This window comes from Aeromicrobium marinum DSM 15272 (genome assembly GCF_000160775.2).
In the GTDB taxonomy this organism is placed as follows: Bacteria; Actinomycetota; Actinomycetes; order Propionibacteriales; family Nocardioidaceae; genus Aeromicrobium; species Aeromicrobium marinum.
The window spans coordinates 2,851,209-2,864,000 of sequence record NZ_CM001024.1; the positions used below are offsets into that span (position 1 = coordinate 2,851,209).

Annotated in this window: 14 protein-coding genes; 10 read left to right on the plus strand and 4 right to left on the minus strand. The window is 72.1% G+C overall.

The features are described 5' to 3' along the window. The first annotated feature begins 31 nt into the window (after positions 1 to 31). From HMPREF0063_RS14355 to HMPREF0063_RS14390, 8 genes are all read left to right on the plus strand, one after another. Positions 32 to 1,132: a glycosyltransferase family protein gene (locus tag HMPREF0063_RS14355; RefSeq protein WP_040320319.1), complete on the plus strand. Its 1,101-nt coding sequence runs from the start codon at positions 32 to 34 to the stop codon at positions 1,130 to 1,132. Between the two features lie 37 nt (positions 1,133 to 1,169). Next, positions 1,170 to 2,261 carry a glycosyltransferase family 4 protein gene (locus HMPREF0063_RS14360; RefSeq protein ID WP_007079422.1) on the plus strand — a complete coding sequence of 364 codons (1,092 nt, stop codon included), beginning with the start codon at positions 1,170 to 1,172 and terminating at the stop codon, positions 2,259 to 2,261. After that, positions 2,258 to 2,983: an FkbM family methyltransferase gene (locus HMPREF0063_RS14365; protein WP_007079423.1), complete on the plus strand. Its 726-nt coding sequence runs from the start codon at positions 2,258 to 2,260 to the stop codon at positions 2,981 to 2,983. The genes HMPREF0063_RS14360 and HMPREF0063_RS14365 overlap by 4 nt, the downstream gene beginning before the upstream one ends. A gap of 23 nt (positions 2,984 to 3,006) precedes the next feature. Next, the gene (locus tag HMPREF0063_RS15995) at positions 3,007 to 3,591 is read left to right on the plus strand and encodes a serine O-acetyltransferase (protein WP_007079424.1); all 585 of its coding nucleotides are present in this window, start codon (positions 3,007 to 3,009) and stop codon (positions 3,589 to 3,591) included. Beyond that, a complete protein-coding gene (locus HMPREF0063_RS16000) occupies positions 3,588 to 4,445 on the plus strand; it encodes a methyltransferase domain-containing protein (RefSeq protein WP_007079425.1) in 858 nt (285 codons plus the stop codon). Before HMPREF0063_RS15995 ends, HMPREF0063_RS16000 begins: the two co-directional genes overlap by 4 nt. A gap of 64 nt (positions 4,446 to 4,509) precedes the next feature. Then, on the plus strand, positions 4,510 to 4,761 hold the full coding sequence (locus HMPREF0063_RS14380) for an acyl carrier protein (protein ID WP_007079426.1): 252 nt from the start codon (positions 4,510 to 4,512) through the stop codon (positions 4,759 to 4,761). A gap of 6 nt (positions 4,762 to 4,767) precedes the next feature. Continuing rightward, positions 4,768 to 6,135 carry a class I adenylate-forming enzyme family protein gene (locus HMPREF0063_RS14385; protein WP_007079427.1) on the plus strand — a complete coding sequence of 456 codons (1,368 nt, stop codon included), beginning with the start codon at positions 4,768 to 4,770 and terminating at the stop codon, positions 6,133 to 6,135. Further along, the gene (locus HMPREF0063_RS14390; RefSeq protein WP_007079428.1) at positions 6,125 to 6,904 is read left to right on the plus strand and encodes an SDR family NAD(P)-dependent oxidoreductase; all 780 of its coding nucleotides are present in this window, start codon (positions 6,125 to 6,127) and stop codon (positions 6,902 to 6,904) included. The genes HMPREF0063_RS14385 and HMPREF0063_RS14390 overlap by 11 nt, the downstream gene beginning before the upstream one ends. On the opposite strand, the gene HMPREF0063_RS14395 is transcribed toward HMPREF0063_RS14390, so the two are convergent. Continuing rightward, on the minus strand, positions 6,894 to 8,171 hold the full coding sequence (locus HMPREF0063_RS14395; RefSeq protein WP_007079429.1) for a lipopolysaccharide biosynthesis protein: 1,278 nt from the start codon (positions 8,169 to 8,171) through the stop codon (positions 6,894 to 6,896). The genes HMPREF0063_RS14390 and HMPREF0063_RS14395 overlap by 11 nt on opposite strands. Before the next feature lie 59 nt (positions 8,172 to 8,230). Between HMPREF0063_RS14395 and HMPREF0063_RS14400 the strand changes: the two genes are divergently transcribed. Beyond that, a complete protein-coding gene (locus tag HMPREF0063_RS14400; protein WP_156794147.1) occupies positions 8,231 to 9,049 on the plus strand; it encodes an SGNH/GDSL hydrolase family protein in 819 nt (272 codons plus the stop codon). Positions 9,050 to 9,086: 37 nt separating this feature from the next. Next, a complete protein-coding gene (locus HMPREF0063_RS16005; protein WP_007079431.1) occupies positions 9,087 to 10,115 on the plus strand; it encodes a class I SAM-dependent methyltransferase in 1,029 nt (342 codons plus the stop codon). Position 10,116: 1 nt separating this feature from the next. On the opposite strand, the gene HMPREF0063_RS14410 is transcribed toward HMPREF0063_RS16005, so the two are convergent. The 3 genes from HMPREF0063_RS14410 to HMPREF0063_RS14420 are packed head-to-tail and all read right to left on the minus strand — an operon-like array spanning position 10,117 to position 12,769. Then, positions 10,117 to 11,061, minus strand: a complete 945-nt coding sequence (locus tag HMPREF0063_RS14410) for a GDP-mannose 4,6-dehydratase (RefSeq protein WP_007079432.1) — start codon at positions 11,059 to 11,061, stop codon at positions 10,117 to 10,119. Between the two features lie 2 nt (positions 11,062 to 11,063). Further along, positions 11,064 to 11,810: an FkbM family methyltransferase gene (locus tag HMPREF0063_RS14415; RefSeq protein ID WP_007079433.1), complete on the minus strand. Its 747-nt coding sequence runs from the start codon at positions 11,808 to 11,810 to the stop codon at positions 11,064 to 11,066. Then, complete coding sequence (locus HMPREF0063_RS14420; RefSeq protein WP_007079434.1) at positions 11,807 to 12,769, minus strand: NAD-dependent epimerase/dehydratase family protein; 963 nt, start codon at positions 12,767 to 12,769, stop codon at positions 11,807 to 11,809. Before HMPREF0063_RS14420 ends, HMPREF0063_RS14415 begins: the two co-directional genes overlap by 4 nt. Positions 12,770 to 12,792 lie beyond the last annotated feature (23 nt).

The following is a 12,792-nucleotide window of genomic DNA, read 5'->3' on the forward strand; positions in this document are numbered from 1 at the left end:
ACCTCGACACCTGTGGCGGGGGTCCCGCCTGATGGGCCTCACCGTGCTCGTGGAGCCGTACCCGGGCGGACATCGCTCGCAGGCCGTCGCCAATGTCGCCGCCGTCGCCGCGCGGAGCTCCGACGTGCTGGTGCTCACCTCGGTGGGGGGGACCGACGACCCGGCCTACCGGGAGTACCTCGGACACCTGGACCACCGGGTCGAGGAGGTGTTCACCGACGTGTACCCGCCGATCGGTGAGATCGCCCGGCAGATCGATCGTCTCTGCCGCAGCGAGGACGTCGACACCGTGGTGCTGATGGACGCCGACCAGGCCCTCAAGCGCTGGTGGTTCGAGCTGCCCCGGGCGTTCGGTCTGCGGCGGCGGCCGCGCATCGTGTTCATGCTGACCCGCTACCCGGCGCAGCTGCGGATCACCGACTGGGTCGGGTGGCGGCTGCGGGCGCCGAAGGCCGTCCTCGCGGTCGTGGCCCGTCTCACCGGCTCGCTGCACCGGGTGGCCGGCTTCGCCGGTCGCGACGACATGACGGTCGGGTGGATCGTCAAGCGCGCACGGGACCCCGCCATCTGCACGGCCAGCGCCCGCGACCGCGAGGCCTGGCGCGAGGCCCACGGACTCCCGGTGGACCGGCGCATCGTCGGCATCTGCGGGGGTGTCTCCGAGCGCAAGCACCCCGACCTGGTGTGGGACGCGATCGTGTCGTCCGGCGTCGACGCCGACCTGCTGCTGGCCGGCGGTCTGTCCGAGGGCGTCGCCGCCTGGGTCGACGGACTCGCGCCCGAGGACCGCGCCCGCGTGCACGTGCGGGCGGGGTTCCTGCCCAACGACGTCCTCGACCAGCTCGTGGCAGCGTGCGACGTCGCGGCGCTCGTGATGACCAACAACGGTCCCAGCGGGATCATGGGCAAGGCCCTGGCCGCCGGCGTGCCGGTGGTCACGGCCGGGTCGCAGGTCAGGGCGCGCGAGGTGGCTGCCACCGACGGCGGCGAGTCCGCAACCTTCGACCGGGACGCCATCGGTGCGGCGATCGGCCGGGCGCTGGCGCGTGACCCCGACGCGCCGAGGCAGGGCAGCGTGCCCCCGGCGACCGCCGAGACGTTCGCCGAGAGCGTCCTCGGCGTCCGCTCTTGATATCGTCCGGTGGCCAGCCCGATCGAGGAGGAGTCCGTTGCGCGTCGCCGTGCTGATGACCGGCCTGACGGCCTACCAGGACACCTGTTTCCAGCAGCTGAGTGAGCTGGGCAACGACCTGCTGCTGGTCCATCCCGGGTCGATGCCGTTCGCGCCCTTCGGCGAGGACAGTTTCAACCGCACGGTGCAGCGGCTCGTCTGGGACGACGCCATGCCTACACCGGACGAGCTCCTGCCCGTGCTGGAGGCCTTCGACCCGGACGTCGTCATCATGTGGTCCTGGGACGGCAAGGGCTACCGCGCCGCGATGAAGCGCTACCGGGGCCGGGCGCTCCGCGTGATCTTCACCAGCAACTTCTGGCACGGCAGCCTCAAGCAGTGGGCCGGCCTCCTCGCCGGCCGGTTCTACGTGCTCCCGCTGTTCGATGCCGCCTGGGTGCCGGGCGAGCGGTCCGAGCTGTTCGCCCGCCGGATCGGCTTCGAGGGTCGACAGATCATCCGCGGGGCCAACTCGGCCGACACGCCGAAGTTCGACCGCGGCGCCCGGGACACCGCCGAGCTCGCCGGCCGGCGCCGGTTCCTGTTCACCGGGCGGCTGATCTGGCACAAGGCCCCGGCCGAGCTCGCCGAGGCCTACCGCCGGTACCGCGAGCTGGTCGACGACCCGTGGGACCTCGACGTCGCCGGCGACGGTCCGCTCCGCACGGCCTTCGAGGGGGTCCCGGGGGTCCGCATGCACGGATTCGTGCAGCCGGCCGACCTCGCGGACCTCATGCACACCTCGTCGTGCTTCCTGCTCCCCTCGCACCTGGAGTGGTACGGCGTCGTCGTCCACGAGGCCGCCGTGGCCGGGCTCCCGGTCATCTGCTCCGACGGGGTGGGAGCGGTGCCGCACCTGCTGCAGGACGGGTTCAACGGCTGGACGGTGCCGGCCGGCGACACCGAGGCGCTCACCGAGGCGATGGTCCGGATGTCCTCGGTCGACACGACCCGGCTCGCGGCGATGTCGGCGGGCAGCCGCGCCCTGGGCAGTCGTCTGTCCCCGACCATCTGGGCCCAGAACCTGCACGAACAGCTGGAGTCGCGGCTGCACAAGGGTGACTGGCGATCGAAGGAGACGGTCCGATGAGCGCACGACACCGCGTGGTGGCCGCGGTCGCGACCCGGCTCGGCCGCCGCGGCTTCGAGCTGCGTCGGCACTCGGCGGTGCGCCGCCAGTCGGTGCTGACCCGCCACGGGGTCGACCTCGTCCTCGACGTCGGCGCCGCCGGCGGCGGCTACGGCTCGTCGTTGCGAGCCTTCGGCTACACCGGCGACATCGTGTCCTTCGAGCCGTTGTCGACCCCCTTCGCCGACCTGGGCGCCGTGATCGCCGGCGACCCCCGGTGGACGGCCCGCAACGTCGCGCTGGGGCAGGAGGCCGGGGAGGTCGTCATCAACGTGGCGTCCAACAGCACCAGCAGCTCGATCCTGCCGATGCTCGACGCCCACGTCGACGCCGCACCGCAGGTGACCTACGTCGGGACCGAGACCGTGACCGTCGCCCGGCTCGACGACGAGGCCCGCGAGGTGGTGGCCGGTCACCGGCGCCCGTTCCTCAAGATCGACACGCAGGGTTTCGAGCGCGAGGTGCTCGCGGGAGGTGCGGACACCGTCGCGGCCTGCGTCGGGCTCCAGCTCGAGCTGTCGCTCGTGCCGCTCTACGGCGGCGGCATGCTGATCGACGAGGCCGTCTCGTGGGCGTACGACCACGGGTTCCGGATGGTCGGGCTCGAGCAGGGCTACGCGGCGCCCACGGGGGAGATCCTGCAGATCGACGGCGTGTTCGTCCGAGCCGACCCGGCGGCCTGAGCGGCTGTAGTAGCGTTCGTGCGGTGTCGAAATCGTCCGTTCCCACCGCCTCGGACCAGCTCGGTTTCAGCCAGCTCGTCCTCTCCGACTACGCGCGGTACCGGCCGGGTGGCAAGGCCGGTTGGCTGCACGTCCTGCTGCGTCTGCCGTCGACCCCCGGGCTGCTGGCCTCGATCATCCTGCGCGCCCAGCAGTGCCTGTTCAGGTCGGGCCGGGTCAACCTGGCGCACGCACTGCGGACGCCCGCCAACGTGCTGGTCGGCTGTGACTTCGGCGCCGGCATGCAGGTGGGGCGCGGCTTCATGATGGTGCACCCGGTCGGCACGACCATCGGCTTCGGACTGGTCATCGGCGACGACGTGACCTTCGCCGGCGGGGTCACCTGCGCGGCCCGGCACTACGACCCGAAGCCCGGTCAGGAGCAGGAGTTCCCCACGATCTGCGACGGGGCCGTCATCGGTGCGGGCGCCGTGCTCGTCGGCGGCGTGCGCATCGGGACCAACGCCATGGTGGGTGCCAACGCGGTCGTGCTGTCCGACGTGCCCGACGACGCGGTCGTGATGGGCTCGCCCGCCCGCCGGGTCGGCACCCGGGAGGCGGCTTCATGAACGACGACCTGGTGGGCTACGACCCCGCACCGCACTACGACCGCATCACGGCCGCCTGGCAGCTGCTCCTCGGCGACGAGCTGCACTACGGAGTCTTCGACTCCGGCGACGAGCCGTTGCCCGTCGCCACCCGGGCGCTGACCGCACGGATGATCGACGGCGGCCGGCTCGCCGACCCCGCCCCGCACGGAGGCCCGTTGCGGGTGCTCGACGTCGGCTGCGGCTCCGGTGCACCGGCGTGCGAGCTGGCCACCGACCACGGCGTCGAGGTGGTGGGCATCACGACCAGCGCCGTCGGCGTCGCGACCGCTCGGGCCCGCGCCGCCGACCTCGGTCTGTCCGGGGTCTCCTTCGAGCAGCGCGACGGCACCGACAACGGCTTCGACGACGCGCAGTTCGACCGGGCGTGGGTGCTGGAGTCGTCACACCTCATGCGCGACAAGGACGCCCTGGTCTCCGAGTGCGCCCGGGTGCTGCGCCCCGGCGGCCGGCTCGTGCTGTGCGACCTCGTGCGGTGGCGCGAGATCGGCTTCGCCGAGGTGCGGGAGCGTCGGGTCGACTTCGCGGTGCTGCGGGACGCGTTCGGCGACGCGCACTTCCGCACCCTCGACGACTACGCGGCGCTGGCGGAGTCCCACGGGCTCGTCGTCGACCGCGTCGACGACCTCACGGCCCTCACCCTGCCGACGTTCGACCGCTGGCGCGCCAACGCCGACCTGCACCACGACGCCGTCGTGGAGCTGATCGGCACCGAGGGCCACACCGCCTTCGTCCGCTCGTGCGACATCCTCGAGCAGTTCTGGCGGGACGGCACCTTCGGGTACGGGCTGATCTCCGCCACCCGGCCGACATGACAGGATGGCCCCGTCACCGCGCCCCGCGGACAGCCCCGGACCCGCCACGAGAAATGAGCGACTCATGAGCCCCACGGCCGCCGCCATCGAGACCACGGTCGTCGACTTCCTGACCGAGCTCGGCAAGCTCCCCGCCGACTTCGGGCCCGAGACCCCGTTGTACGCCGACGGGGCGGGCCTCGACTCGCTGGAGACCGCCGAGCTGTCGGCGATGCTCGAGGACGTCCACGGCAGCGACCCGTACTCCACGGGCGAGATGCCGCAGACCCTCGGGGAGATCCTGGCCTTCTACGCGGGCGCCGGCGCCCAGGCCTGACCCCCCTTGTACGAACTGATCGACCGGATCGCCGGGGCTGACCCGGACCGCCCGGCGATCGTGACCCACGCGGGCAGCCGGTCCTACGCCGAGCTGGCCGCCGACGCCCGCCGGGTTGCTGCGGCGTTGCGGGCCGAGGGGATCACCCGGTTCGCGATCGTCGACCACGACGCGGACGTGGTGGTCGCGCTGGTGGCCGGTGCCGCGCTCGCCGGTGTCGAGGCGTGCCAGTACCCGCCGGCCGAGCCCTCCGAGGTCGCCGAGCTGCTCGGCCGGTTCGACCACGACGTCCTCGTGACCGACCGTGTCGACCTCGCCGACCTCGGGGCCCGGGTCCTCGCCTCGGCGGTGCTCGTCGGTGGCACCGACGACCGGGCGCCGGACCGGGCGCCGGTCGACGCCCGACCCCACCTCGTGCTGACGACCGGGACCACCGGTGCGCCCCGCGGGGTGCGGCACGACTGGAGCCGGCTGCTGCGCGGAACCCCTCGGGTCCGGCCGGCCGCGGGCGAGCGCTGGCTGCTGGCCTACGGTCTGCACCAGTTCGCCGGACTGCAGGTGCTGCTGCACGTGTTCGCCGCCGGTGCCACGCTGGTCGCCCCGGCTCCCCGGCGTCCGCTGGAGGGTCTGGCGGCGATGCGCGCGCTGGGCGTCACCCACGCCAGCGCCACGCCGACGTACTGGCGGTTCCTGCTGGCCGAGATGCGCTCCGACGGGGGGCCGGTCCCGGCACTGCAGCAGGTGACCCTGGGCGGCGAGGCCATTCCCGGACCGCTCCTGCAGGACCTGCGGCGCACGTTCCCCGACGCCGCCGTGTCGCAGGTGTACGCCGCCAGCGAGTTCGGTTCCACGGGGTCCATGCGCGACGGCCGGCCCGGACTGTCGGTCTCGGTGCTCGACCGTGGCGACGACGCCGACGTCGACATGCGGGTGGTCGACGGCGAGCTGTGGATCCGCTCGCGGGCCGGCATGCTCGGCTACTACGGCGAGCCACCGGTCGACGCGGACGCCTGGCGGCCCACCGGTGACCGCGTCGAGATCGACGGTGACCGGGTGCTGTTCCGCGGCCGGACCTCCGAGATCATCAACGTCGGTGGCGTCAAGGTGCACCCCCTGCCGATCGAGGAGCGGGTGTCGGCCGTGCCCGGCGTCGACATGGCGCGGGTCCACGGGCGTCCCAACCCGATGACCGGGGCGATCGTCGCCCTGGAGGTCGTGGCGGCCCCGGGGTCCGACCAGCAGGCGCTGAAGGCCGCCATCCGGGCGGCGTGCGAGGATCTCCCCGCGGCAGCGCGGCCGCGCAGCATCCGTTTCGTCGACGACATCGTCACCGCCGGCAGCAAGATCGTCAGGAGACAGACCAGTGAGCACTGAGACCAACGGGACTGAGACCAACGGAACCGGGACCAACGGGACCGGACCCCGGATCGTCATCGTGACCGGCGGCAGCCGGGGCCTCGGCGCCGGCATCGTCGCGTCCTACCTCGCGTCCGGCGACCGGGTCGCGGCGTGCGCGCGCTCGGTCACCCCCGAGGTCGAGGCCTGGCGCGAGCAGTACCCCGACCACTTCCTGTTCGCCCCGGCCGACCTCTCCAGCTCCGCCGACGCGAAGGCGTTCGTCGACGCCGTCATCGACCGCTGGGACCGGGTGGACGTGCTGATCAACAACGCCGGTGTCGCCCGCGACGGCATCCTGGGGATGGCCAGCGACGAGGACATCGACGTGGTCGTCGACCTCAACATCAAGGGCACCCTGTACATGTCGCGCCTGGTGAGCCGGCGGATGCTCGCCCGTCGGTCCGGCTCGATCGTCAACATCTCGTCGATCGTGGGCCGGTCCGGGTACCGCGGGCTCGGCGTCTACAGCGCCACCAAGGCCGCGCTCGACGGGCTGACGCGGTCGATGGCCCGCGAGCTGGGATCCCGCGGCATCACGGTCAACGGCATCGCCCCCGGCTACCTGAGGACCGAGATGAGCCATGGCCTCGACGAGGGCCAGATGGACCAGATCGTGCGGCGCACCCCGGCCGGACGGCTCGGCGACCCCGACGACATCGCGCGGGTGTGCCAGTTCCTGACCGATCCGCGCAACGACTACCTGACCGGCCAGGTGATCGTGGTCGACGGCGGCCTCACGAGCTGACCACCCGTGGGGTCCGCCGCACCGCGACCCCGAGGGCCAGACAGCTCAGCACCGCGACCACCACCATCGACATGCCCACCGCCGGCAGCTCGTCGGCCAGGGACGCCACGACGATTCCGGCCGCGAGCACCGGGGTGAGGGCGAGCTCGATCCAGGAGGCCGTCGTGCCGCGCCCCTGACCCTGGAGCACGGCGATGAGCACCTTCCGGACCCCGAAGAAGCCGTCGGCCACGATGAGCCACCTCGCGACCTCGACGGCTCCGACGAACTCCTCGCCGAAGGCCAGCCGGATGACCGGCTCGACGACGACCTGCAGGGCGACGACGACCAGCGCCACGAACACGACCGTGAGACCGATCCACCGGCGGGCGACGGCTCGTTGGGCGGCCGGGTCGTCATGGCTGCGGGCGACCTGGGGCAGCACGATGATCGCCACCGCGTTGCCGACGATCCCGCACAGGTTGGCCACGGCGATGGCCGAGGCGTAGAGACCCAGAGCCGCGTTGCCGAGCAGACCGCCGACCAGGATCCGGTCGAGCCCGATGCTGTCCAGCGGTCGCACGCTGCTCACGTAGGTCTGGCGGGCGTCGGTCCACAGCCGGGACTCGTCGAGGGCGTCCTCGGCGCGGCCGGTGGGAGGAGCCAGGGCGAGCACGGCGACGAGCAGGCCGACGGTCGAGACGCCGATGAAGGCCGCCAGCACCGCCTCCGGGCTCCACGACCAGCCGGCCACCCAGACGGTGCCGAGGACCAGCACGTAGAGCGCGTGCGGCACGAGCGCCACGACGACCATCCGCTCCAGGGCGTTGATCTCGCCCTGGAGCGCCGCGATCAGCAGCCGGGAGGCGATGGTCTGCAGGGTCAGCACCAGCACGATCGCGGCCACCGCGACGGTGTCGGTCGACGGGTCGTCGCGCGACAGCCAGGCGAGTCCGCCGGCGACGGCCACCGCGGGGATCAGCACGAGCCAGCCACGACGTCGCACGATCCCCCGCAGCCCGTCGCGCGTGGCGACCCGGCGCTCGGCGATGTTCTTGGCCAGCGCCGTCGGCAGACTGCCGCCGAAGGTCAGCTGCGAGGCGAGCAGGCTCAGCGCGAACACCAGGGCGACGACACCACGACCCTCGACGCCGAGGATGCGTGCGGTGACGATGCCGGTCACGGTGGTCAGCGCCTGCAGACCGAAGGTCCCGACGATGACGACGACGGCGGTGCGCGCGGTGCCGGGACCACGCGGAGCCGGGGTTGCTCCACCCTCGTCGGTCACGGGTGCAGCATACTTTCCCTGTCGCCCAGGTGATCCGAACCCCGACCGATGGAGGCTCAGTGCCGACGCCCCGCCCGCTCCCCGTCCGCGTGCTCGTGAAGGGTCCGTCCACCGTCAACTGGATCTCGTGGATGGGCGGGCCACGGCAGGACATGGCCTTCCCGCGGGTCATCGAGGAGCAGTTGCTGGAGGCCGGTCGCGCCGCCGAGGTCCGGGCCATCACCATGACCTCGGAGAAGGCGTCCTGGCTGTTGCGGACCTGGCAGCGCGAGGTCCTCGGGTACTCGCCGGACGTCATCGTCCTCACCTACGGGCACTACGAGTCGGTGCACCTGTTCCTGCCCCGCTGGCTCGAGCGGCACGGCAACAGCCTGAAGGGCCGCAGCGGTCGCGGGCGGCGCCTGTACCGCCGGCTCGTCGTGCGACCGGTCTGGCGCGGGCTGGCCCACCTGCAGGCGAAGGTCGACAGCGTGGTCGGTCCCCACGTGGGGGTCCGCAGGGCACGCCGGGTCGCGGCCGACATCGAGCAGTACGTGCACCGGGTCCAGCAGGTCGGGAGTCCGATGGTCCTGGTGTTCGAGGTCCTGCCGCCGGGCCCCCGGGTCACCGGATGGTTCCCCGGCATGGCCCGCCGCATCGAGCTGGTCAACCGGGAGTTCGCGGCGATGGTCGAACGCATCGGGCTCGACCACGTGCGACTCTTCCCCGTCATGCCCCTGGCCGAGAAGTACGCCGACGGCGACATGGGGCTGGCCGAGCCCGACGGGTTCCACTACTCGCCGGTGCTGCACCGCGGCATCGGTGAGGCGCTCGCGCGGGAGATCGACGCCTGGGCCGGCACCCAGTCGCATCTCTCCGATCTCGGCTCGGACGGTTGACGTCGGACCGCGGCGCGGGTTCCGTACGATCATCCCCATGGCCAGTCACCCGGTGAGCACCGTCTCCATGCCCCCGACGCCCCCGACGCCCTCCGCCAAGCAGCGCGTGGCACGGGTCCTGCCCTCCGCGGCGGTCCGCGGGCTCGACCGGCTGGTGTTCCGAGCCCGTCGCGCGCGCATCCGCGGGGTGCAGCGGGTGTTCGGCGCGCTGGGCTACAACGTCGTCAAGAAGGCCGACTACTACTCGACCCTGCCGGTGCTGGCCGAGATCGAGCAGACACGGGCCCGGTGGGACCGGCCGAGCGAGCTGGTCGGCGTCGACGCCGACGTGGCCTCGATGTCCGAGACGCTGTCCGGCCTCGTGCAGCGGTGGGAGGCCGAGTACGCCGCGGACACCGGCGACTACCTGGCCAACACCCGGCGCGGCTTCGGGCCGGGCTACCCGAAGCTGGACTCCCGCACGCTCTACTACATGCTGCGGGAGCACCGCCCGGCCCGCTACCTCGAGGTCGGGTCCGGCCTGTCGACGTACTACGCCTCCTTGGCCGCGCGACGCAACGCCGAGGACGGCCGGCCGTTGCAGATCACCTGCATCGAGCCGTACCCGTTCGAGGCGCTGCGCACCCTGCCCGACTTCGAGCTGGTCGAGGGCTTCGTGCAGGACGTCCCCCTGTCGACGTTCGAGGCGCTCGAGTCCGGCGACCTGCTGTTCATCGACTCCTCCCACGCGCTCAAGATCGACAGCGACGTGGCGTTCCTGTTCCTCGAGGTCCTGCCGCGGCTCAAGCCGGGCGTGCTCGTGCACATCCACGACGTGCACTTCCCCTTCAACGGCCCGTACCCCGCCGACACGTGGCTGTTCGGTGAGCGCTGGCCGGTGTACTGGAACGAGGCGATGGTCGTGCAGACCTTCCTGACGTTCAACTCCGCCTACGAGGTCCTGCTGTCGACGCCGATGATCCGCCACGCCGACGAGTCGGTGCTGACGGGGCTGCTGCCCGACTACACGCCGTTGACCGAGGACGCCAACCCGCCGTCGTCGCTCTGGCTGCGCCGCAAGGACTGACTCACCGCCGCGGCCGCTCGAGCGCCTCGCGCTCGGCGTCGACCATGAGCCGGGCGACCTCGAGCGCCCGGGTCCGCGCCTGCCACCCGATGGTGCTCCGGGCCCGGGCCGGGTCGCCGATCAGGGAGTCGTCGGGCACCGGTCGGTCCAGCGCGGCGTCGTGCAGCACGTGGTCGGTCCACTCCAGGCCCGCATGGGCGAAGGCGGCCGCGCAGAACTCGGCGACGGTGTGTCCCTCCCCGGTGGCCAGGACGAGGTCGGCGGGGGTGTCGGCCTGCAGCATCCGCCACATGGCCTCCACGTACTCCGGCGCCCACCCCCAGTCGCGGACCGATCCGAGCCGGCCGAGCTCGAGCGGGTCGGTGGCGCCTGCCTCGATCCGGGCCGCGGCCCGCGCGATCCGCCGCGTGACCACCGTCCCGGCGCGCCGCGGGGACTCGTGGTTGAACAGGATCGCGGCGACCGCGAACCGGCCCCGGGACTCCCGGGCCAGGGTGGTCGCGCGGTGCGCCGCGGCCTTGCTGGCCCCGTAGGGCGAGCGGGGGTCGACCGGGGCGTCCTCGTCCTGCGGGTGGGGCGACGAGGCGAACATCGCGGCGGTGGAGGCCAGGAGGAACCTCGCCCCCGGCGCGGCGTTGTCGAGGGCCTCGAGCAGGTGGGCCGTGCCGGTCGCGTTGGTGGCCTGCGTCAGCTCCGGCTGCTCGAACGACCTCCCGACGTCGCTCTGGGCGGCGAGGTGGTACACCTCGTGCGGGTCGACCGCCGCCACCAGCCGGGTCAGCCCCTGCACGTCCCCCAGGTCGCCGACGTGAAGCTGCACCGGCGTCGGGCCCGCGACGGGCGGCCGGCGCACCAGCCCGTGCACCTCGTAGCCGCGGGCGACCAGCAGCTCGCAGAGGTAGGAGCCGTCCTGGCCGGTGACCCCGGTGACGAGCGCCCGGCGCACGGTCAGTCGTCGGCGCGGCGGACGAACAGTCCGTCGACCTGCAGCATGCGCCCGGACGCGTCCGAGATCCCGGTCTCGAGCTGCTGGATCCGGTAGCCGTCGGCCGCCATCTGCGCCACCAGCTCGTCGAAGAGCAGCTGGTCGGCGTACAGCTCGACGAACGACAGCTCGAGCTGGATCGCCGCCACCTGCCCGATCAGGTCACCGGCGCCGCGCAGGACCTCGCCCTCGAACCCCTGGGTGTCGATCTTGAGCAGGGCTCGGGACGGGTCCACGCCGTGGGTCGTCACGATCTCGGTGACGGTCGTGACCGGCACCTCCTCGGTCGCGATGAAACGCGACTGCGGAGCGGCGTCGAGATGGGCCGAGGTCATGTCGCGGAGGGAGGAGGAGTAGGAGTTCTCCGAGACGTTGATCGTCGCGGTGCCCGGCTCCGCCCCGACGGCCACGTTCAGCGCGGTCCACCGGTCGTCGTGCGCCGCGCGCCGGCTGATCTCGGCGTAGGCGCCGCTGAGCGGTTCGCAGCTGATGATCCGCCCGCCGAAACCCGCGCTGCGGGTGAGGGTGGCGTACTGCCCGACGTTCGCGCCGATGTCGAGCACCGTGTCGATGCCGCGGGAGTCCAGGGTCCGCACCAACCGGCTGGCGTACGAGCCGCGCCCGATCTCCAGGTCGGCCCGTTGAAGGGTCCGCCGGATCACGAGCTTGGCGGTCTCCCGCACCCGGTTGGCGCGGGACTGGTCGGTCATCGCGAGGACAGCTGGTCGAAGATCCAGGCGTAGGTCTTCTCGAGTCCGTCGTGCAGGCTGATCGACGGCTCCCAGCCGTAGATGTCGTGGAACATCGTGTTGTCGCTGTTGCGACCACGCACGCCCTGCGGAGCGGTCAGGTCGTGCTGCTTGGTCACGGTGATGCCGGCGATCTCCTCGAGGATCCCGATCATCTGGTTGATCGTGACCAGCTCGGACGAGCCGAGGTTGACCGGCTCGATGTTGTCGCCGGCCAGGATCTCCTTCGTGCCGCGCACGCAGTCGTCGATGTACATGAAGCTGCGGCTCTGCTCACCGTCGCCCCACACATCGATCGTGTGGTTGCCGCTGAGCTTGGCCTCCGCGATCTTGCGCGACAGCGCGGCGGGGGCCTTCTCGCGGCCGCCCTCGAACGTCCCCTCGGGGCCGTACACGTTGTGGTAGCGGGCGACCCGGGTCTCGATGCCGAAGTCCTCACGGAAGTGCCGGGCCATCCGCTCGCTGAACAGCTTCTCCCAGCCGTAGCCGTCCTCGGGGTCGGCCGGGTAGGCGTCGGACTCCTTCAGGGCGGTCACGTTCGGGTCGGTCTGCTTGTCCCCGGCGTACACGCACGCCGAGCTGCTGTAGAAGAAGCGCTGCGTGCCGGCCTCGCGGGCGGCCATCAGCATGTGGGTGCTGGTCAGCACCGACAGCATGCACTCGGCCTTGTTGTTCTCGATGAACCCCATGCCCCCCATGTCGGCGGCGAGGTTGTAGATCTCGGTCGTGCCCTCCGACATGCGGCGGGCGTCGTCGAGCAGCGAGCAGTCGGCGACCAGGTTGTCGGCGTCGTCGAAGCGTTGGTACCACTCCTTCTCCGGTTTGACGTCGACGGCGCGCACCTCCTTGCCGTCGGCCAACAGCTGGGCTACGAGGTGGCCGCCGATGAAGCCACCGGCTCCGGTCACCAGAACAGTCATCGAACACTCCCGAAGATCGTCGT

Bases quoted from the DNA above. Each gene is read 5' to 3' on its own strand.
- HMPREF0063_RS16000 (WP_007079425.1), top strand. From the start codon at position 3,588: ATGAACGACGACCTGGTGGGCTACGACCCCGCACCGCACTACGACCGC.
- HMPREF0063_RS14365 (WP_007079423.1), top strand. From the start codon at position 2,258: ATGAGCGCACGACACCGCGTGGTGGCCGCGGTCGCGACCCGGCTCGGC.
- HMPREF0063_RS14415 (WP_007079433.1), bottom strand. From the start codon at position 11,810: ATGACCGACCAGTCCCGCGCCAACCGGGTGCGGGAGACCGCCAAGCTC.
- HMPREF0063_RS14355 (WP_040320319.1), top strand. From the start codon at position 32: ATGGGCCTCACCGTGCTCGTGGAGCCGTACCCGGGCGGACATCGCTCG.
- HMPREF0063_RS16005 (WP_007079431.1), top strand. From the start codon at position 9,087: ATGGCCAGTCACCCGGTGAGCACCGTCTCCATGCCCCCGACGCCCCCG.
- HMPREF0063_RS14420 (WP_007079434.1), bottom strand. From the start codon at position 12,769: ATGACTGTTCTGGTGACCGGAGCCGGTGGCTTCATCGGCGGCCACCTC.
- HMPREF0063_RS14380 (WP_007079426.1), top strand. From the start codon at position 4,510: ATGAGCCCCACGGCCGCCGCCATCGAGACCACGGTCGTCGACTTCCTG.